General features: G+C 64.3%; 15 protein-coding genes. 7 read left to right on the plus strand and 8 right to left on the minus strand.

Annotated elements, in window-relative coordinates:
- Positions 1–125 precede the first annotated feature (125 nt).
- Together AC1DT6_RS11975 and AC1DT6_RS11980 are read left to right on the plus strand one after the other, a co-directional pair.
- Positions 126–1,139, plus strand: coding sequence for a Bug family tripartite tricarboxylate transporter substrate binding protein (locus AC1DT6_RS11975; protein WP_477114703.1), 1,014 nt, complete (start codon positions 126–128; stop codon positions 1,137–1,139).
- Between the two features lie 27 nt (positions 1,140–1,166).
- Positions 1,167–2,009, plus strand: coding sequence for a VOC family protein (locus AC1DT6_RS11980; protein WP_441626402.1), 843 nt, complete (start codon positions 1,167–1,169; stop codon positions 2,007–2,009).
- A 19-nt stretch (positions 2,010–2,028) separates the two neighbouring features.
- Here AC1DT6_RS11980 and dut read toward each other — a convergent pair whose 3' ends face one another.
- The 7 genes from dut to ltrA form a co-directional block, all read right to left on the minus strand.
- Complete coding sequence (gene dut, locus AC1DT6_RS11985; RefSeq protein ID WP_035867378.1) at positions 2,029–2,529, minus strand: dUTP diphosphatase; 501 nt, start codon at positions 2,527–2,529, stop codon at positions 2,029–2,031.
- A gap of 55 nt (positions 2,530–2,584) precedes the next feature.
- Positions 2,585–3,607, minus strand: a complete 1,023-nt coding sequence (locus tag AC1DT6_RS11990; RefSeq protein WP_441626353.1) for an LLM class flavin-dependent oxidoreductase — start codon at positions 3,605–3,607, stop codon at positions 2,585–2,587.
- Positions 3,608–3,656: 49 nt separating this feature from the next.
- Entirely contained in the window at positions 3,657–4,853 is a 1,197-nt protein-coding gene (gene coaBC / locus AC1DT6_RS11995) for a bifunctional phosphopantothenoylcysteine decarboxylase/phosphopantothenate--cysteine ligase CoaBC (RefSeq protein ID WP_441626355.1), read from the minus strand.
- A 241-nt stretch (positions 4,854–5,094) separates the two neighbouring features.
- Positions 5,095–5,625: a signal peptidase II gene (gene lspA, locus AC1DT6_RS12000; protein WP_035867371.1), complete on the minus strand. Its 531-nt coding sequence runs from the start codon at positions 5,623–5,625 to the stop codon at positions 5,095–5,097.
- Positions 5,625–8,504: an isoleucine--tRNA ligase gene (gene ileS, locus AC1DT6_RS12005; RefSeq protein WP_441626358.1), complete on the minus strand. Its 2,880-nt coding sequence runs from the start codon at positions 8,502–8,504 to the stop codon at positions 5,625–5,627. The genes lspA and ileS overlap by 1 nt, the downstream gene beginning before the upstream one ends.
- Before the next feature lie 144 nt (positions 8,505–8,648).
- Positions 8,649–9,656, minus strand: coding sequence for a bifunctional riboflavin kinase/FAD synthetase (locus AC1DT6_RS12010; protein ID WP_441626360.1), 1,008 nt, complete (start codon positions 9,654–9,656; stop codon positions 8,649–8,651).
- A 117-nt stretch (positions 9,657–9,773) separates the two neighbouring features.
- Positions 9,774–11,477 (minus strand): group II intron reverse transcriptase/maturase, encoded by a 1,704-nt coding sequence (gene ltrA / locus AC1DT6_RS12015; RefSeq protein ID WP_477114704.1) that lies wholly within the window; start codon positions 11,475–11,477, stop codon positions 9,774–9,776.
- 1,278 nt (positions 11,478–12,755) lie between these two features.
- Here ltrA and AC1DT6_RS12020 point away from each other — a divergent pair.
- The gene (locus AC1DT6_RS12020) at positions 12,756–14,585 is read left to right on the plus strand and encodes a hybrid sensor histidine kinase/response regulator (protein WP_441626364.1); all 1,830 of its coding nucleotides are present in this window, start codon (positions 12,756–12,758) and stop codon (positions 14,583–14,585) included.
- A gap of 82 nt (positions 14,586–14,667) precedes the next feature.
- Here the strand turns inward: AC1DT6_RS12020 and AC1DT6_RS12025 are convergent, their stop codons facing one another.
- Complete coding sequence (locus tag AC1DT6_RS12025; protein WP_441626366.1) at positions 14,668–15,327, minus strand: response regulator; 660 nt, start codon at positions 15,325–15,327, stop codon at positions 14,668–14,670.
- A gap of 241 nt (positions 15,328–15,568) precedes the next feature.
- Here AC1DT6_RS12025 and purN point away from each other — a divergent pair, with 241 nt between their 5' ends.
- The 4 genes from purN (at position 15,569) to AC1DT6_RS12045 (ending at position 20,829) form a co-directional block, all read left to right on the plus strand.
- On the plus strand, positions 15,569–16,222 hold the full coding sequence (gene purN, locus AC1DT6_RS12030; protein ID WP_441626368.1) for a phosphoribosylglycinamide formyltransferase: 654 nt from the start codon (positions 15,569–15,571) through the stop codon (positions 16,220–16,222).
- A complete protein-coding gene (locus tag AC1DT6_RS12035; RefSeq protein WP_035867358.1) occupies positions 16,222–17,622 on the plus strand; it encodes an RsmB/NOP family class I SAM-dependent RNA methyltransferase in 1,401 nt (466 codons plus the stop codon). The genes purN and AC1DT6_RS12035 overlap by 1 nt, the downstream gene beginning before the upstream one ends.
- A 218-nt stretch (positions 17,623–17,840) precedes the next feature.
- On the plus strand, positions 17,841–19,244 hold the full coding sequence (locus AC1DT6_RS12040) for a mechanosensitive ion channel family protein (protein ID WP_441626372.1): 1,404 nt from the start codon (positions 17,841–17,843) through the stop codon (positions 19,242–19,244).
- A 394-nt stretch (positions 19,245–19,638) separates the two neighbouring features.
- On the plus strand, positions 19,639–20,829 hold the full coding sequence (locus AC1DT6_RS12045; protein ID WP_441626374.1) for a DesA family fatty acid desaturase: 1,191 nt from the start codon (positions 19,639–19,641) through the stop codon (positions 20,827–20,829).
- The last annotated feature ends 18 nt before the right edge of the window (positions 20,830–20,847 follow it).

Raw genomic sequence — 20,847 nt, forward strand, 5'->3', positions numbered from 1 at the left:
GGACCTTGCCTGCAATTCGTGCTATCCTCGGGCAAAATACAGGGCGGCAGCGATGCCGCCCTTTTTGTTTTGGCCGGGTGCGGTTGCCGCCGCAGCTGTGTTCCCGCCATTCGCCTGAGTACCCGATGTCCCGATCCGAATGCTCGCGGCTGCGCCGCCTGCTGCTCAAATCGTTGCCGCTTGGCGCGATGCCCCTGATTCCCGTGCCCGGCATGGCTGCCCTGGGTGGCGATGCCACTGCCGCCGGTTCCAGTCGCCCCATTGCCATGGTGCTGCCGTTCCCGCCAGGGGGCAGCGTCGATATCGTGGCGCGCCAGTTGCAGCCCGGCCTCAAGAGCGGGCTCGGCCAGACGGTGGTGATCGACAACAAGCCCGGCGCGGGAGGCCTGATCGCGTCGAGTACGGTGGCGCGTGCCCGGCCGGACGGCAGCACCTTGTTGATGGCGTTCGACACGCACGCCATCAACCCGTTTGCCTACAAAAACCTGCCGTACGACACCTTCCGCGACTTCACGCCGATCACGCAACTGGTCCGCTTTCCGCTGGTGATCGCGGCCAACCCCTCGTTGCCAGCTTCCAATGTGAAGGAACTGGTCGCCATGGCGCGGCAGAAGCCGGAGAGCATTCACTACGCTTCGTCCGGCATCGGCAGCCTGAACCAGCTTGCCGCCGAGGCGCTGGCGACCGAGGCCGGCGTGCGCTTTCTCCATGTTCCATACAAAGGTGGCGGCCCGGCGGTGCAGGCCGTGCTATCGAATGAAGTCGACGTATTTTTCTCCAGCTATGCGGCGGTACAGGCGCATGTGGCAGCCAAGACGGTCAAGCTGCTTGGCGTGACCGGTACTACCCGCCTGCGCCAGTTCCCGCAGTTGCTCACCGTGGCCGAGCAGGGATATCGGGGCTTCGAGGCCTATTCCTGGATCGGGGTGTTTGGCCCGGCCGGGTTGCCGGAGCCGACCGTGGCGCGCTTGCACRATGCCTTGGTCCGATCCTTGCGGCAGCAGCGCGTGGTCGATGCGCTGGCCATGCAGGGATTCGAGATCGTGGGCGGCTCGCCTGCCGAGCTGGCCAGCCTGGTACGGCACGAGCACGATAAATGGCAGGCGGTGGCGCGCAAGGCCAATATCCAGTTCGATTGAAGTGTGAAGCGAGAGGTAGAGGTAGCGATGACGATGGAACTGCTAGACCACGCCGTGATGGTGTGTCCCGACCTTGACGCTTCGGCGCAAGCCTGGCGCGGGTTTGGCTTCACGCTGACCCCCCGCGGTTATCACACGCTCGGCTCGCAGAACCATTGCGTGATGCTGGCGCGCGACTATCTCGAGTTGCTGCACGTCACCGCACCCAGCCCGACGCGGCAGTATTACTGGGATGCGCAGGAAGCCGGAGGCGGCTGCGCCGCGCTGTCCTGCAAGAGCAGCGATACCTTCACCGCCGCGGCGCAGTTGCGCGCCGATGGCTGGCACACATCGGACCCGATCGAGTTCTCGCGGCCGGTGCGGCTGGACGATGGCACCGAGCAGCCCGCCACCTTCCGTGTCGCGGCGATCGACGATGCGCCCGGCGCGCGCTTTTTTATCTGCGAGCACCGTACGCCGGAGCTGCTGTGGCGGCCAGAGTGGACCACGCATGCCAACGGCGCGACCGGCATCGCCGCGATGTTCCTGGTGGTGGCGCCGTGCCTGGTCGAGGCGGCTGGCCGCGCTTATGCCGAACTCACCGGCGGCGAGATGACGCAGTTGAGCGATCACATCTGCAGCCTGGCGCTGGATGGCGCCACGCTGGTGGTGACCACGCCACAGGCGCTGGCCGCCGCCACCGGCACCGAACACGTGCGCCGTGCCGTGCCTGGTTATGCAGCCATCCGGCTGCGTACCAGCGATCTGGCCGCGGCCCGTCAGGGCTGGCGCGCCGCGCGTGTGGGCGCGCTCGATCTTGGTCCCGACGAAAGCCTTATCCCCGCCTCCGTTGCCGGCGGCGTGGCGCTGCTGTTCGAACAGGCGCGCTGAGCGCGCCCCCTGACCTGGCTCAGGCGCCGTTCTTGGCGTGGTGGACGCCGGTGGAGCCAAAACCGCCCGCGCCGCGCACGGTGTCTTCCGAAAAGTCTTCCACGGTCTTGAATACGGGCCGCAGCACCGGTACAAACATCATCTGCGCGATACGCTCGCCCGGCTGGATCACGATCGGCTCGGTGCCGGGCGCGTTGCGGTTCCACACGCTCACCATGATCGGGCCCTGGTAGTCGGCGTCGATCACACCGATCGAGTTGCCCAGCACCAGCCCTTTCTTGTGGCCGAGACCCGAGCGCGGGGCGATGGTGGCCGCCATATAGGGATTGGCCATGTGCACGGCGATGCCGGCCGGCACCAGTTGGGCCGGCGTGCCGGGTTCGATGACGAGTGCCGCGTCCAGGCAGGCGTGCAGGTCGATCGCTGCCGCCATATCGCTCTGGTAAGCCGGCAGGCCCCATTCGTGCAGGCGTGCGTCGAGCACCTTGATTTCGACGGTGGGGTTGGCTTCGATGGTCATGGCTGGTCAGTCCCGGAAAACAAAAAACGTTGGCAACCCGAGRTGATAGCCGAGCTCAGCCGCCCGACAGGTCAAACGCCTGTGCCAGCAGCTCGTAGGTGCGCAGCCGCGCGGCATAGCTGGCGGTCACGCTCAGCACGACCAGTTCATCGGCGAGGAAGCGCTCGCGCAGGTCCAGCATGCGCTGCGCGACCTGCTCCGGAGTGCCGCAAATGGTGCGCGGGCGCTCGCGTTCCACGATCAGGCGATCGCGTTCGGTGGGCTCGTGCTGGGCGGCCTGCGCCAGCGAGGGGATCGGGGCGTTGACGCCGTAGGCCATCTGCAGCCGGCGCAGGTCCACGGCGCGCTCCAGTTCCGCCGCTTCGGCCTCGCTGTCCGCGCAGATCACGAAGATGGCCGCCGCGCTGTAGGGCCGCTCGTCGTAGCCCGCCTCGAAATTGCGGCGGTACTGCTGAGCGACGGCATGGCCGACATGCGGATTGATAAAGTGGGCAAATGCAAAGCGCAGCCCCAGGCGTGCCGCCAGGGCGCCGCCGTAGTCGCTGGAGCCCAGCACCCACAGCTCGGGCCGGGTATCGATCTCGGGCTGCAGCACCACGCCTTCGGCGATATGGCCCGGCGGCACCTCGCCACGGAAGAGCCAGGATAGGTCCTGTACCTGCTCGGCGAACTGGTCGCCGCGGTTGTACTGGCCCATCGCCACCGCCTGCGCGGTACGCATGTCGCCGCCCGGCGCGCGTCCCACGCCAAGATCGATGCGGCCCGGGAACAAGCCCTCCAGCATGCGGAACTGCTCCGCTACCTTGAAGGGGCTGTAATAGGGCAGCATCACGCCGCCCGAGCCGAGGCGGATACGCTGCGTGACGCTGCCCAGGCGCGCCAGCATGACTTCCGGCGCCGGGTTGCACACACCGCGCAGGCCGTGATGCTCGGCACACCAATAGCGGGTGTAGCCCAGCGCATCGGCGGCCTGAGCCAGCTCCACGGTGGCGGCCAGGGCGTCGCGCGCGGTATGACCGGCAATGACCGGGCTCTGGTCGAGCACGGAGAGGCGCAGTTTGGGTTTGCTTGCGGACATGTTCAGGGGTTCGGGCGGGGTGGCGTTCGGAGGCGGAGCAAGCGCGGGCTCAACGGGGTGCGGGCAAGCGCCGGGCGATAGCCGCTACCAGGTCGCGCGCCAGCGTCAGCTTGTCGGCGCGCGGCAGGCGGGTCATGCCTTGGGCATCGAACAGCACGATCTCGTTGTCGTCCATGCCGAAGGTGTGATGGCCGATATTGCCCACCAGCAAGGGCACGTTCTTGCGCTGGCGCTTCTGTTCGCCGTATTGCTCGAGCTTTTCGCTCTCGGCGGCAAAGCCCACGCAGTAGGGCGCATCGGGCCGCGCCGCCACGGTGGCGAGGATGTCGGGGTTCTGCACAAAGCGCAGCGTCGGTGTGTCGCTGTCGTTGGCCTTCTTCAATTTCTGGCCGGCGACTTCGGCCGGGCGCCAGTCCGCTACCGCGGCGACCGCAACAAACACGTCGGCGCCGGGCAAGGCCGCCAGCACCGCGTCATGCATCTGCTGCGCGCTCTCCACATTGGTGCGGGCAACCCCGCGCGGCGTGGGCTGGGCCGTCGGGCCGGCCACCAGGATCACGTCGGCGCCGGCCTCGCGGGCCGCGCGCGCGATGGCAAAACCCATCTTGCCCGAGGAACGGTTGGTGATGCCACGCACCGGGTCGATGGCTTCGAAGGTGGGGCCTGCCGTGATCACCACACGGCGCCCGGCCAGCGGCTTGGGCTGGAAGAACGCAATGATGTCGTCGAGCAGTTCCGCCGGCTCCAGCATGCGGCCATCGCCGACTTCGCCGCAAGCCTGGTCGCCGCTGCCAGGGCCCAGTACCGTTACGCCATCCGCGCGCAGTTGCGCGGCGTTGCGCTGGGTGGCGGGGGCCGACCACATCTGCAGGTTCATGGCGGGAGCCACCAGCAGCGGACAGTCGCGGGCCATGCACAGGGTGGTCAGCAGGTCATCGCACAGGCCGTGCGCCAGCTTCGCCAGGAAATCGGTGGAGGTGGGCGCAACCACGATGGCATCGGCTTCGCGGGAGAGATCGATGTGGGCCATATTGTTGCCCACGCGCGCATCCCATTGGGAGGTGAAGACAGGCCGCCCGGAGAGTGCCTGCATGGTCACAGGCGTGATGAACTGGGTGGCGCCCTCGGTCATGACCACTTGCACGGTCGCGCCGGCCTTGGTCAGCAGGCGGACCAGTTCGGCCGATTTATAGCAGGCGATGCCGCCGGTCAGGCCAAGGACGAGATGCTTGCCTCGCAGATCCATGGATGTGCTCTTCGCTTGAGGGTTGTGGTCCGGGTGCCGCGGCAGCTGGCAGCGTTTGCTACCCCCCGCGCCGGAGAAACGTCAATAATACCGGCTTGCCCGCGCGCGCGTTGGCGGCGCTGCCGCCGTGCCTCGCGCGTCGCCATCATGCGAATTCGGCGGCACCATGGAAAACGCCCGCATGACGCGGGCGCAGTTGGAACGTTTTGCACCCAGGAGCGCGGTGCAGGTGACTGCTGCTTCAGTGCTTCCGGACCCGCCGCAACTCGTCCACGATCAGCAGCACCGCACCCACTGTGATGGCGCAGTCGGCCACGTTGAACGCGGGCCAGTGGTAGTTGCGCATGTGGAAGTCGAGGAAGTCGACGACATGGCCGTACACCACCCGGTCCAGCACATTGCCAATGGCGCCGCCGAGGATCAGCGAGATGGCGAAGCAGAACAAACGCTGCCCGGTATGGCGGTACAGCATCCAGATGATGAACAGGCCCACCACCACGCCCAGGCCGGTAAAGAACCAGCGTTGCCAGCCGCCGGCGTCGGCCAGGAAGCTGAAGGCGGCGCCCTTGTTATAGACCAGCACCAGGTTGAAGAAGCTGGTCACGGGGCGCGATTCGCCGTAGGCGAAGGTCCTGACGATTACGATCTTGAAGAACTGGTCCAGCACGATCACCAGCAGGGCGAACGCCATCCACAGCAGCGGGGTGGTGTTGCTGCCCTTGCTGCTGGCGCGCTTGGTGCCGCGCGCGGAGCGCGTGGTGGTGGTGGCCATCAGGCATGGCTCCTGTGTTCACCGGCGCCGAACAGGTTGCTGTCGCAGCGGCCGCAGAGGGTGGGGTGGGCCGGATCGCGGCCAACATCGGCACGGTAGTGCCAGCAGCGCTCGCACTTGGCGTGCACCGACGGCGTCACCGTGACCAGCAGGTCGCCGCCTTCCGGCGCCGGCGCTACCTTGGCGGCGGAGGTCAGCAGCACGAAGCGCAGGTCGTCCTCCAGGCTCTGCAGCGCGGCCAGCACCGGGCCGCCGGCCTGGATGGTGACTTCGGCCTGGAGCGAGGAGCCGATCTCGCCGTCAACGCGCACCGCTTCCAGTTGCTTGGTGACTTCGGCGCGGGCTTCGCGGATCACGTGCCACTTCTGCAGCAGGTCGTCGGCCTGGTCGATCTCCGGCACGTCGTAGTAGGTGCTGGTGAAGATGGTGTCGGTGTGCCCGGTGCCATGGCCGAAGATCTGCCACGCTTCTTCGGCGGTAAAGGACAGGAACGGCGCCATCCAGTGCAGCATGGCCTGGGTGATGTGGTACACGGCATTCTGCGCGGCGCGGCGCTCCTTGGCGTTGGGCGCGGTCGTGTAGAGCCGGTCCTTCAGCACGTCGAGGTAGAAGCCGCCGAGGTCTTCCGAGCAGAACGTCTGCAGCTTGGCGACCACAGGGTGGAACTCGTAGCCGTCGTAGTGCGACAGGACTTCCTTTTGCAGGCGCCCCGTCAGCGCGACCGCATAGCGGTCGATCTCCAGCCATTCCGATGCCGGCAGCGCGTGCTGCGCGTGATCGTAGTCGGCCAGGTTGGCCAGCAGGAAGCGCAGCGTATTGCGGATGCGGCGATAGCCTTCCACCACGCGCTTCAGGATTTCGTCGGAGATCGACAGCTCGCCCGAATAGTCGGTCGAGGCCACCCACAGGCGGATGATCTCGGCGCCCATCTTGTTCGACACGTCCTGCGGCGACACGGTATTGCCGACCGACTTGGACATCTTGCGGCCTTCGCCGTCCACCGTGAAGCCGTGCGTCAGCAGCGCCTTGTAGGGCGGCTTGCCGTACAGCATCGAAGCGGTCAGCAGCGACGAATGGAACCAGCCGCGGTGCTGGTCCGAGCCTTCCAAGTACAGATCTGCCAGGCGGCCGTCGGGCAGGTCGGCCGACGGGTCGTACAGGTCTTCACGGTGCGAGCCGCGGATCACGCTCCAGTGCGTGGTGCCGGAGTCGAACCAGACGTCGAGCGTGTCGCGGTTCTTTTCATACAGCGCGGCTTCCTCGCCGAGCAGTTCCTTGGGATCGAGCGCCTGCCAGGCTTCGATGCCGTGCAGTTCCACGCGCCTGGCGATTTCCTCAAGCAGCTCCGGCGTGCGCGGGTGCAGCGCGCCGGTTTCCTTGTGCAGGAAGAAGGCCATCGGCACGCCCCACTGGCGCTGGCGCGACAAGGTCCAGTCGGGCCGGTTGGCGATCATGTTATGCAGGCGCTGCTTGCCCCAGGCCGGGTAGAACTCCGTCGCCTCGATGCCGGCCAGCGCGGTTTCGCGCAAGGTGGCGCCGTTGTCGACAGGGTCAACGTCCATGCCCGCGAACCATTGCGAGGTGGCGCGGTAGATGATCGGCGTCTTGTGACGCCAGCAGTGCATATAGCTGTGGGTGTACTTGTGCGAGTTGAACAGGTTGCCCGATGCCTTCAGCACTTCGACGATCTTGGGATTGGCGTCCCAGATCTTCTGGCCGCCGAACAGCGGCAGCGTGCTGGCATAGACGCCATCGCCCATCACCGGGCTGATGATGTCGTGGTCGCGCATGCCGTGCGCCTTGCACGATTGGAAATCCTCCACGCCATAGGCCGGCGCCGAGTGCACGATGCCGGTGCCGGTATCGGTGGTGACGTAGTCGCCCAGGTAGACCGGCGACAGGCGGTCATAGCCCGCGTCCATCTTGGACAGCGGGTGGTGGAAGCGGATCTCCGACAGCGCCGCGCCGGTCGTGGTGGCCAGCACCTTGCCTTCCAGTTCGTAGACCTTGAGCTGTTCCTCGACGCGCTCGGTGGCCAGCAGCAGGAAGCCGCGCGCGGTGTCGACCAGCGCGTATTCGACTTCCGGGTGCACATTCAGCGCCTGGTTGGACGGGATGGTCCACGGCGTGGTGGTCCAGATCACGATCCAGCCGGGTTTGGCCGCGAGCTGCTCCAGCGGCACCTTGAAGGCGTGAGCCAGCTTGTCGGTATCGGCGAAGGGGAAGCCCACGTCGATGGAGAGATCGGTCTTGTCCTTGTACTCGACCTCGGCCTCGGCCAGCGCCGAGCCGCAGTCGAAGCACCAGTTCACCGGCTTCAGGCCGCGGAATACATAGCCCTTCTCCATGATCTTGCCCAGCGCGCGCAGCTCGTCGGCTTCGTTGCTGTAGTTCATGGTCATGTAGGGATGTTCCCAGTCGCCCAGCACGCCCAGGCGCTCGAAGTCCAGCTTCTGGCGGGCGATCTGTTCGGTGGCGTAGGCGCGGGCGCGCGATTGCACCTCCTGCACCGGCAGGCCTTTGCCGAACTGCTTTTCGATCTGGATCTCGATCGGCATGCCATGGCAGTCCCAGCCCGGCACATAGACGGCGTCCAGGCCGCTCAGGCCGCGCGCCTTGACGATCATGTCCTTGAGGATCTTGTTGACCGCGTGCCCGATATGGATGTCGCCGTTGGCGTACGGGGGGCCGTCATGGAGGATGAATTTCTTGGCGCCCTTGCGAGCTGCCCGGATCTTCTTGTAGAGCTGCTTGTCCTGCCATTGCTTGACCCACAGCGGCTCGCGCTTGGGCAGGTCGCCGCGCATCGGGAAGGGAGTTTCCAGCAGGTTGACCGGATACTTGCTTTTTTCGGGCTTGGCGCGTTTGTCGTTGGACATGTCGATTCTCGGGGCAATTCGGTTGGCGCGCGGCACTAGCTCGGCTGGGCGCGGCGCGCGGTATGGCGTGGACGGGCTGCGGCGGAGCCGCGGGCTGGTTCGGGTGGGGTAGCGACCCGGGTCCCGCCTCGCGGGAACGGGGCGCTAGCTAATTCGGTCGGTGGCGGAGGTGGCGAAGTCGCGGCCGCCCGCTGCCGGGGGCGTGCCCTCGGGCGAGCCCGGCACGGTCAGGCCGAAGAAGGCGCGGGCGTCCGCGCTGTCCTTGGCAATGGCCGCGGTCAGTTCATCCAGGCTGTCGAAGCGGGCTTCATCGCGGAGCTTTTTCATGAATTCGACCCGCACCAGCTTGCCGTAGATGCTTTGATTGAAGTCGAACAGGTGGACTTCCAGCAGCACCCGGCCGGCATCCTCGATGGTCGGCCGCACGCCGATGCTGGCCACGCCCGGCAACGCGTGCTCGGCCAGCCCGTGCACCTGTACCACGAAGATGCCGTTGACAGCCGGCCGCTTGTGCGAGATGCGCAGGTTGATGGTGGGAAAGCCCAGGTCGCGCCCGAGCTTGCGGCCATGGACCACATGGCCGCTGATGGCATAGCCGTGGCCGAGCAGACGGCGCGCGTGTTCGAGGTCGCCCTCGGTCAGTGCCTGCCGTACCGCGGAGCTCGAGATGCGCACGCCGCCTTCGGACACCGAGCCCATCTGCTCGACGTCGAAGCCGAACTGGCGCCCGGCCTGCTGCAGGTAGGCAAAATCGCCCGCGCGCCTGGCGCCGAAGCGGAAGTCGTCGCCGACCAGCAGCCAGCGCGTGTGCAGGCCGTGCCAGAGCACGTTCTCGACGAACGCCTGGGGAGATTGCGCGGCGAAATGCGCGTTGAAATGCTCGACGACCACGCGATCGACGCCGTTGCGGCGCAGGCTTTCGAGCTTGTCGCGCAGCAGCGCAATGCGCGTGGGGGCCTGGTCAGGCGTGAAGAATTCACGCGGATGCGGCTCGAACGTCATCACACACAGCGGCAGGCCGCGTGCGTCCGCCGCCGCGCGCGCGCGCGCAAGCAGCGACTGGTGGCCGCGGTGCACACCGTCGAAATTGCCGATGGTGAGGGCGCAGGGCGCCCGGCTCTCGGCATTGGGCAGGCCACGGAAGACTTTCACGAGGACGGCAGCAAGCGTTTGGGGTAGGGTAGGGACAGGGTCATTGCTGACCCGTCCCCCCCTAAGAACCGTACGTGCGAGTTTCCCCGCATACGGCTCAAGCCTTTCAAAATCCCCTCAAATTGAGGGGGCCGGTTTCATAACGGTTATACCGTGGTTGTGTACTTGGACGTGACAGTTAGGGTGCAGCAGCACGCGATTTCCTAGAGCGTCCGAACCGCCAACAATGCGGTACTCAATGTGATGGTCATGCCATCCCGTCTCTTTGGTCATCTTGCACTGACACAGAGCACACCGGCCTTGTTGAGAAATGTACAACTTGATCCACTGCTTCCGGTGCGCCATGCTCTTGAGCATGCGTTCCTGTCGCAAGGTTTCGCCATACATCTCCTGCGCCGGATCAAAGGGATTGAAGTCACCTTTGATCTTTTTGTGCCGCTGAATGGGGGTACCCGCAAGCGAGTACAGCTCCCACTCTTCCTTACTGCCGTCGTCTTTCGCAACTGTGGTTCCAAACACCCAGTTCCGCTGACCATCCGATACGAAGTACTTCGCTCGTACCCAGTCGGCTCTCTTCCCTGGATGCCTCCGTTTCGCCCACCGCCATAGAGCCCTAAAGACCTCGTGCTCCAGACGGGTGAACGTCGCCTTCGCAACAACAGGGCTGTGATACTGCGCCCAGCCCCTCAGCATCGGGTTCAACAACCGGATTAGCTCCGATTGCTTCACCGCTTTGTGGCGGCTTATGACCTCCTTCACCTTGCGATAGAACGTCTGCACGTTCTTCTTGCTTGGCTTGATGAGCAAAGTCCCCGAGTACTTCCGGAAATTCCACCCTAGGAAGTCGAAACCTTCCGCAATGTTGACGATCCGCGTTTTCTCCATCGATAGCGTCAGTCCCCTTACCGCCAGGAACTGCTCTACCCATGGCTTCACCTCGCGCTCTAGTACTTCCGGCGTACTGCCGGTGATCACGAAGTCGTCCGCATACCGCACTACATTCACTTTCAGCTTCTTCGTGTTGGCGACCCCCAGTTTTGTCCCTAAGAACTTGACCAGTTGCTCTTCCAAACCGTTCAGCGCCACATTTGCCAACGTTGGGGAGATGATGCCTCCCTGCGGCGTTCCAGCATCGGTTGCCTGAAACTGGCCCTGAAATACCACGCCAGCTTTCAACCACTTCCGGAGGATCGCGCGGTCCATTCGGACATTGCTCTCCAGCCAGTCATGACTGATATGGTCGAAGCAGCCCTTGATATCCCCTTCCAGAATCCACTGGGCCGAAGCCTTTTTGGACAGGTTCAGGAACAGCTGGGACATGGCGTCCGCCGTGGAACGATTGATGCGAAACCCATATGAGTTCGGATCGCTCATCCCTTCGGACACCGGCTCCAGCGCCAGCAGGTATAGCGCCTGCATGGCTCGATCCAACATGGTCGGAATGCCTAGTGGGCGCTCCTTCCCATTGGCCTTCGGGATATAGACCCGCCGCATTGGCATGGGCCGATACCCTCGGCGCTTCAACTTCCCGATAGCTTCCCACCGGGTTTCAGGCGAATCCCACAGCACACGATCAACGCCTGCCGTTTTCTTCCCACGATTTTCCGTCACTCGTCGCACCGCCGATGCCTTGGCGGACCACGAGCGGGTCAGAGACCGTTGCAAGGCTTTCACCCTGCGCCAGTCTCCTTCCTGTGTTGCCTTCGCAATTCGAATCTGCATTTCCCGAACGTTCCGCTCCACTCGGCGCCAATCGATGGCAGCCCAGTTTCGCGGTGCGCCGGAGAGCGCAGATTCATCCTTGCGGATCAATTCTTCCATGCTGCTCTCCTATCTTGAGAATTCTTCCCAAAATCAAGAGACAACATGCCCCTTGAGGGACATGTTGCCCCTCAAGGGAAGGTAAAAATACATCAAGCGAGATCTGTCAGCCGTCCTGCGACGATTGACCAGTTGGAAGTCTGCCCGCTTTCGCGTGGGATGATGTTTCAACCCCTATCCGGACCATTACAGCCCGGCATTCGCTTTTTCCAACCTCCCATACCCGCACAGCTAACAGCGTTCCTTGCGGTTCGCCTGCCGGAGCTAACTGCACTCTGGCAACCATACGGGCTTACCACGTTCCCTACACGTTACAGGACCGGTTTAGGGTCTGCCTCTCCGCCGGTGGCTTCATAGCGACGTACTTCGAGCTTTAAGCGAAGTATCCAGCCACGTACCGTTTGGTTAGTGCCTATCAGCAGCTTTGGCACCGCAATGCTTACGACGTTTATCAGCAGTTCACATATGTTACCCATGCCAGCCAGCCTAGCTCCTCGACCCCATTGCTGCTCGGAGTCTCTACCCAACCCACCTCGCGGTGAGTGGGCACCCTTGCGGGGGCTACATTGTCAGGAAAGCTTCACACCCCACCGTTACCAGTGACGCATGTCTCCCTAGGCTACTGCTAGTCGCATAGCAGGTTCTCTATCGCGGCAGTCTCACGACCGTGCACGACCGAACCATAACGTGCAGAGCTTTCGCTCTACATCCGGGTTCTCTCGACTCAATATGACCATACTCGGCCGACGCGAACTCCCGAAGGTGCTCCCATCCGCCCCAAAGAACGTAGCGTCGGTCAATCTGACCGATACAAAAGCTATGTGGTGCTTCATCCACCTTAGTGGCTGGAGCACCCAGCCCCTCTTTCGAGCGACTGTTTACAGAGAATTCGCCCAAAGGCGAGCGTCCCCGCCTTTGGGCGATATGGCTGGAGGTTATCCAGCAATAGCAAGTACTACACACTCGGCAGGCGTTAGCGAGCCGGGCGTTCAACACATCGGACTTCCCTAGCTTTACCGGCCAGGTTCATCAAAGCAAGAGATTGGTTGGCTTGCAGGGTTCAGGCCGAAGCCCTCTCCCTGGTCCAACAAGGTCGATGCCCCTTACGTTGGGGCGCTACTTCTTTTCCCGGACACGAGTGTGCGTGTCGCACTAAAGCGAGCATTATAAGGCGAATGGGGGACAAGTTTGGCCTGGCCGCACCACGGTGGGCGCCGAGGTTGGCGTTTTTGTGCACGGATAGACCCTTTGGCGTGGCGCCATGCCACAAAAGACGGCATGATACGGCGGATCGCACTCGCTGCCCCCAGCCCTCCCTTGAACGCGCTGCTTAACCGAATCCTGCCGCCGCCAGGGCCTCCGCTCGATACCGAAACGCGGGCCAAGCTGCTGGCGACCATCCATCGCGTCTCCCCTACCGCCATCGTTGCCTCGCTGGTGCTCCCGGCGCTGACCGCGATCGCCTTCTGGTCTGCCGCCGACCACAGCGCCCTGATCGGCTGGTGCGGCGTCATGCTGGTGCTGACCGCCGCCACCAGCTGGTTCTATTTTGGCTATCTGCGCGATGGCACCACCATGAGCCGCTCGGCGCACACGCGCAAATGGTGGGCCAATATGCGCGCGATGGCCTTCCTGACCGGGCTGACCTGGGGCAGCTCGGCGCTGCTGCATCTGTATTCCGGCTCCACGGTGTTCTCCAGCGTGCTGTACCTGCTGGCGCTCGGGGTGCTGGCGGGCGGCGTCACCGCGCAGTCTCCGGTTCCGTCCAACCTGGTCTATGCCGGCGTACCGATCCTGGTGCCCAATATCCTGCTGGCCGAGTACGCATTTCCCGGTCATGGCACCTACGTGCAATTGCTGCTGGTGGTCTACGCCATCATGCTTACGCGCCACGCCCTGAACCTGCAGCGCACGCTGGTGCGGGCCATCCAGCTGGAAAGCGAGAGCCGGCGGCTGGCCAAGCAGTTCCAGGAAGAAAAGGAGAGGGCGCTGCATGCCAGCGAGGAGAAATCGCGCTTCCTGGCCGCCGCCAGCCACGACCTGCGCCAGCCAGTGCACGCGCTGGTGATGCTGGTGGAGGCGCTGCGCGCCCGCAACAAGTCCTCCTCGCTCCATCCGCTGGTCGAGCAGGTGGCCGCCGGCACCCAGACCATCGACCTGCTGTTCCGCTCGCTGCTGGACCTGTCCAAGCTCGAAGGGCGCAAGGTGCTGCCGACGCTGGAGCCGTGCGAACTCAGTCACCTGATCAGCGAAGTGATGAGCCAGTTCGCCGCCGACGCGCGAGAGAGCGGCCTGACCCTGACCCCGCGCGTGCCCGAAGAGTTGTACGCGATGGCCGAGCCGGTGCTGTTGCGCCGCGCCTTGTTCAATCTCGTGCAGAACGCCCTGCGTTATACGCGGCGCGGCGGCGTCCTGGTAACGGCGCGGGAGCGCCGCAAGCATATCCGCGTGGAAGTCTGGGACACCGGGGCCGGGATCACGCCCGAGCACCTGCCGGACATCTTCTCCCCGTACTACCAGGTGCATAACCCGCAGCGCGATCCGTCCCAGGGCCTGGGACTCGGGCTGGCGATTTTCAAGGAATGCGTGCGCCTGATGCGCGGCACCTACGGCGTGCGCTCGGTGCCTGGACGGGGTTCGGTATTCTGGTTCTCGCTGGCGCCGGTCCCGGCCGAGACCGTGGCCACCATCCGTGCCGTGCGGGCTACGGCGCTGGCCGAGGATGCCAAGCCCGATCACTTGCGCGGCACTGTGCTGGTGGTCGACGACGACACCCAGATCCGCAAGGCGTGGATTGCACTGATGGAAGCCTGGGGCATCCAGGTTGCCTGCGCGGCGCATGGCGCGGATGCGGACCGGCTGTTTCACCAGGGGCTCAAGCCGGACATCATCTTCTGCGACTTGCGCCTGCCCGGCAGCGAGAACGGCCTGGACTTGCTGGAGCGCTGGCAGAACACACAGCCGCAGGCACGTAGCGCCCTATTGTCGGGCGACCTGAAATCCGCCGCGCTGGCGGCAGCCGAGGAGGCTGGCTACTTTGTGTTGCCCAAGCCCGTCGACCCGGCGGCGTTGCGGCTGCTGCTCAGGCGCTGGCTGCACGCGGCCTGACAGGCACAATCGAAATGGGCCGGCGCAAACGCGCCGGCCCATTGCGGAGTCTTCAATTGGCGGCTGGCGCCGGCGGTGCCTGCTACTGGCGCAGGCGGAAGCGCTCCATGCGCGACATGACCTGCATCCGGGTGCGTACGCCGAGGCGCTGCAGGATCGCCGAGACATGTTCCTTGACGGTGTTCTCCGTCAGGCCGAGACGCCGAGCGATGACCTTGTTGGGCAGCCCTTCCAGTACCAGCGCCAGCACCGAGCCCTGGCGCGGGGTCAGTCCCAGTTCCGCCGGCGTGACCGGAATGCCGTGCGCCGGTCCGAAGGACTGGGCACGGCCGTTGAGCGCTTCGTCGGAGGGAAAGGATGTGTCGCCTGCCAGCACCTTGCGCACGGCGGCTGTGAATGCGTTGGCATCGAGATGCTTGCCGACGAACCCGTAGGCGGCAAGCGCCCGCGCGCGGCCTACGATCTCGGGCGTGGCCTCGGCCGACATGAAAATAAAGCGGGCGGAAGGGACCAGCGTCTTGAGCGCCTGCATGGCGTCGAAGCCGGTACCGTCGGTCAGCCAGATATCCAGCAGCACGATGTCAGGCCTGAGCCCTTGCTGCAAGGCACTGAGCGCCTCCTTGGCGCTACCGGCGGCATGGACGGCGACATCCGGCATCACCTCCGCCAGGAAGGCGGTAGTGCCGGACAAGGCCATAGGATGATCATCGACCACCAACAAGGTCGGTGCAGCGTTCGGCATGCGATTTCCCGTCTAATTTCCCAGTTCGTCCTTGTTGTCACTTAAAGCCGAGCTAACGGTCTGCGCGTGGACGATAGCAGCCACTCTAGCAGAGCGGGCGAGGCGTCACAATCCGTCGGAGGGGTACCTACGTTGCGTATAGGTCATGCGAAACGGCGCTGCGATGAGGGTTTCACGTGTTTTAAGCGCCTAATGCGCTCGCTTTAGCCGTGTACGGCCCCTGGCTTGGTAGAATTGCGCGATGAAAAATATCGTTATCCTGATTTCCGGGCGAGGCTCCAACATGGAAGCCATCGTCAGCGCCTGCGCCGCCGAAGGCTGGCCAGCGCGCGTAGCGGCGGTCCTGTCGAACCGGCCGGACGCCGAAGGCCTGAAATTTGCCGCTGAGCACGGCGTGGCCACCGGTGTGGTGGACCACACGCAATATGCTGATCGCGCCACTTTCGATGTGGCGCTGGCCACGGCCATCGACGCATTCGCGCCGGACCTGGTGGTGCTGGCCGGCTTCATGCGCATCCTGACGCCGGGCTTTGTCGACAAGTACGCCGGGCGCATGCTGAATATCCACCCCTCGCTGCTGCCATGCTTTCCGGGGCTGCATACGCACCGGCAGGCCATCGAGGCGGGTGTCAAGGTCCACGGGGCCAGCGTGCATTTCGTCACGCCGGAACTCGATCACGGCCCCGTCATCGTCCAGGCCGCGCTCGACGTGCTGCCGGACGATACGCCCGAGAGCCTGGCCACGCGCCTGTTGCCAAGCGAACACGTGATCTACCCGCGCGCGGTGCGCTGGTTTGTCGAAGACCGGCTGCGCGTGCATGCCGGCGCAGTCCGGGTCGAACCACCCGAATCCCAGTTATTTACGGCCTTTGCTGCCGCTACGGAGGTGCAGTAATGAGCCGGAATACCGCAGGGGCGCGCCAGCCCGTTCGCAACAAGCACAAGGGTACCCCGATCCGCCAGGCCGCCCGGCCGCGCGACGCGGGCGACAGCCATGCTCCGCAGCAGGGCCGCGGGCCGCATGGCGGCCTGCACGCCGTTCATATCCAGCACATCGACCGCCTGCTGGGCAAGGTGCTGATGTTCACGCGCCCCTCCGACGTGGTGGTGAGCTACTACTTCCGCGAAAACCCCAAGCTTGGCCATCGCGAACGCGGCATCATCGCCGAAGCCGTATTTGCCGTATTGCGCCGGCGTGTCGAGTTTTCGCAGTTCGCTGCCAGCGGCACGGGCGCCTCGCAGCGCCGACTGGCCCTGCTCGGCCTAGCCGCCACGCTGGGCCGGGATGCGCTGACGCCGTTCCTGCTGCCGGAAGAGGGCGAATGGCTCGATCGCCTGACGACAATCGAGCGTGCCAGCCTGGCGCCGCGCGTGCGCGCCAACCTGCCTGAGTGGCTGTTCGACCAGCTGGCCGCCCGCCACGACGAAGCCTTTGTCGAAGCACTGGGCGACGCGTGGCTGCGGCCCGCGCCGCTGGACCTGCGCGCCAACCTGGTCAAGACCACCCAGGAAGCCGCGCTGGCCGAGCTGACCGCCGCTGGCCTGAAGGCCGAGCCGACGCCGATGGCCCCCGCCGGCATCCGCCTGGCCGGCAAGCCGGCGCTCAACCAGTTGCCGCTGTTCGTCAACGGCCTGGTCGAAGTGCAGGACGAAGGCAGCCAGCTTCTATGCAACCTGGTTGCGCCCAAGCGCGGCGAAATGGTGGTGGATTTCTGCGCGGGTGCCGGTGGCAAGACGCTGGCGCTGGGGGCGCAGATGCGCTCCACCGGGCGCCTGTATGCGTTCGATGTGTCCGAGAAGCGCCTGGCCAACCTCAAGCCGCGCCTGGCGCGCAGCGGACTGTCGAACGTGCATCCGGTACTGATCGACTCCGAGCATGACGCCAAGATCAAGCGTCTGGCCGGCAAGATCGATCGCGTGCTGGTGGATGCGCCCTGCAGCGGCCTGGGTACGCTGCGGCGCAACCCGGACCTGAAATGGCGCCAATCGCCGCAATCGGTGCTGGAACTGACTGCCAAGCAAGCGGCCATCCTCGAATCCGCGGCGCGTCTGGTCAAGGTGGGCGGCCGGGTGGTTTATGCGACCTGCAGCGTGCTGGAAGCCGAGAACGAAGGCATCGTGCGCGGTTTCCTGGCCGCGCATCCTGCCTTCCGCCTGGTCCCTGCCGCACAGGTGCTGGCCGAGCAAAAGATCACGGTGCCCGGTTTGCCGGAAGATGCCGAGATGCTGGCGCTTTACCCGCATCTGCACCAGACCGATGGCTTCTTCGCCGCGGTACTGGAACGCGTCAGCTAACGTCTGAACCGCCGCCAGTGCCCGGCTTGGGACTGGCGGCTCCAATGCCGAGGACCGCCCGGTCCCGGCTGCATTTCCGGCGCGGGACCGGCCACAAGTGTCCGGCCCGCTGCTTGCGGTGCGTTGCCTTGCTCATTGTGCTCTTGCGGTCCGTTATCGGGTGTTTGCCGGGGCCGTTCGATTGTCGCCCGGCGCGCGCCGCCCAGTTATTCCAGAGCATGAATCCCAATCCCTTGAACGAACTCAACGCCTCGCATCCGGCATTTGGCAAGATGCTCAATGACCTGATCCGCGATGCGGGCGGCCCCGGTTTTATCTGGCAACTGGTGGTACTCGCCGCCTGCCTCGCGTTGGCATGGCCGCTGGCAAGGCTGGTCGTCAAGCGAGTCGAAGCCGGCTACGCCGGATCCAGCTTCGCGCTGCGCTTTGCCGCAGCCAGCCTGGAACGCGCCATGTTCCCACTGTTTGGCTGGCTGCTGGTGATGGGCGCGCGCTACGGGCTGGAACTGGTCATGTCGACCAGCGTGCTGCGTCTGGCGCTGGTGCCGCTCTTTGGCATCACGTTCCTCTATTTCGCCTTCTATATACTGCGCCGCGTGCTCTCCGGCAGTGGCCAGCTGCACGGCATGCTGCTGCTGGTGGAGAAGGTACTGACGACGCTGGTTTGGGTGGCAATGGCGCTATATGTGCTGGGATTGCTGTCTGATGTAGTGAACTGGATGGAATCCGTACGCTTTTCGCTGGGCGGAAAGCAGAAGATCAACCTCGCCGACACCCTGGTGGCAGCCGTATGGATCTTGCTCACCGTGCTGGTGGCCATGTGGTTTGGTTCGTGGCTGGAAGAGCGCCTGATGCGCTCGAGCGGCCTGGACAGCAACCTGAAAGTGGTTTTGACCAGGCTTTCCAAGGCATTGCTGCTGCTGGTCTCGCTCTTGCTGAGCTTGTCGCTGGTAGGCATCGATCTCACGGTGCTGTCCGTATTTGGGGGCGCGCTGGGTGTGGGTCTGGGCCTGGGCTTGCAAAAAATCGCCAGCAACTATATTTCGGGCTTCATCATCCTGCTTGACCACTCGGTCAAGCTGGGCGACCAGATCACCGTGGACAAGTACACCGGCATCGTCTCGCAGATTCGCACGCGCTACACGGTGGTCCGCAATGGTGATGGCGAAACCCTGGTGCCCAACGAGCAACTGGTCGCGCAGGCCGTGCAGAACCACTCGTTCTCCAATACCAATGTGCGTGTTGCAACGCGTGTGCAGGCCGATTACGCGGCCGATCCCGAAAAGGTGCTGGCTTTGCTGGTCGAGGCGGCCCAAGACATCCCGCGTTTATTGGTTGAGCCGGCGCCGTCGGCTTTTCTGGTGCTGTTCGGAGACAATGGCATCGAATACGAGCTTGCTGGCTACATCGCCGATCCCCAGAACGGGAAGCTCGGCGTGCAATCGGCACTGAACCGGGCCATATGGAGGAAATTCCGGGAGCATGGCATCTCGATCCCGTATCCACAGCGGGAAGTGCGGGTGCTGGGCAGGGCGGACGCCGGTGGACGGGGTGAGACTGATGACGTGGATCATGAGGCGCTACTTGCGCCGCTGGATGGCACCGCGGGCAGCAAATCCTGACTTTTCGCGCGGCGCTGGAGCCACCTTGTGGAACGATCCGTGTTGCTTAACGTCAAAATCGGGGTAAAAGCGGATGTCCGCTCGATCCGGGTGCGGTAGAATCCGAGGTAGTTGCGGGTTCGTCCGGAATCGGATTTTGTCCGGGTGAGTTTATCGACCTCCCGCCCCCACCAGACAGCCGCCAGATTGCAGCGGCTCGTGTCCAGTCCCGCCGGCAGGCAGCAGTTGCCCAAGGCGCCAGACGCGCATGCCTGGGGGCTCCGGCGATTGCCGGGGTTTCAGGCAGGCGCCATATGACGCAATCATTGAATTTGCAGTCCTTTTTCTGCACATTGTTTGTGGCCCGCCATGTCGTGCCGCACTGAATCCCCCTGTTTAATCGACGGAGAACAGTTTGTTCGACACTATTCTTGACTGGGCCGCCAACGGCCTCGCCAACTGGTCCTGGTGGGAAATCGTGATCTACACGCTGGTGGTGACTCACATCACCATCGCGGGCGTCACGATATACCTGCACCGCTGCATGGCGCACCGGTCGCTGGACCTGCACCCTATCGTTTCGCATTTCTTCCGTGGCTGGCTGTGGCTGACCACCGGCATGGTCACCAAGGAGTGGACCGCCATCCACCGCAAGCACCACGCCAAGTGCGAGACCGAAGACGATCCCCACAGCCCGCAGACTCGCGGCATCCGCAAGGTGCTGCTGGAAGGCGCGGAGCTGTATCGCGCCGAGTCCAAGAACAAGGAAACCATCACCAAGTTCGGTCACGGCACGCCTGACGACTGGGTCGAGCGCAATGTCTACTCGCGCTTCGGCTGGCAGGGCGTTGGCCTGATGCTGATCATCGACCTCGCCTTGTTCGGCGTGATCGGCATGACCGTGTGGGCGGTGCAGATGTTGTGGATCCCGATCCACGCCGCCGGCATCATCAATGGCCTGGGCCACTGGTGGGGTTATCGCAATTACGATTGCGAGGACGCTTCGACCAATGTTTCGCCGTGGGGCATCATCATCGGCGGCGAAGAGCTGCATAACAACCACCACACCTACCCGACGTCGGCGAAGTTCTCGATCAAGTGGTACGAGTTCGATATCGGCTGGGGCTATATCCGCGCCATGCAGGCCGTTGGCCTGGCCAGGGTCAAGAAGACCCCGCCGAAGGCACGCCTGGTGGAGGCTCGCCCGGTCGACCACAACACGCTGGAAGCCATCATCGCCAATCGCTATGACGTGATGGCCCGCTATGCCAAGGCGGTCAAGAGCGCCTACAAGCAGGAACTGGAAAAGCTGAAGGAAGCCCGCGTGGCCGAGTACAGCAGCTTCAAGCCCGCCCGCAAGTGGTTCCACCGCGAGGAAACCAAGCTGGCCGATCCGCAACGCCAGCAACTGGCCAGCATCGTCGAGCAGAACAAGTCGCTGCATACTTTTGTGGAAATGCGCCGCGAACTGGCCGCGATCTGGGGCCGCTCCAACTTGACGCGCGAACAGCTGCTGCAGCAGTTGCAGGCCTGGTGCCATCGCGCCGAGGCCAGCGGCATCGAGGCGCTGCACGATTTCTCGCTGCGCCTGCGCCGCTATGCCTGATGAGGCTTGATGCCTGAC

Source organism: Cupriavidus sp. 01L45, assembly GCF_056399885.1.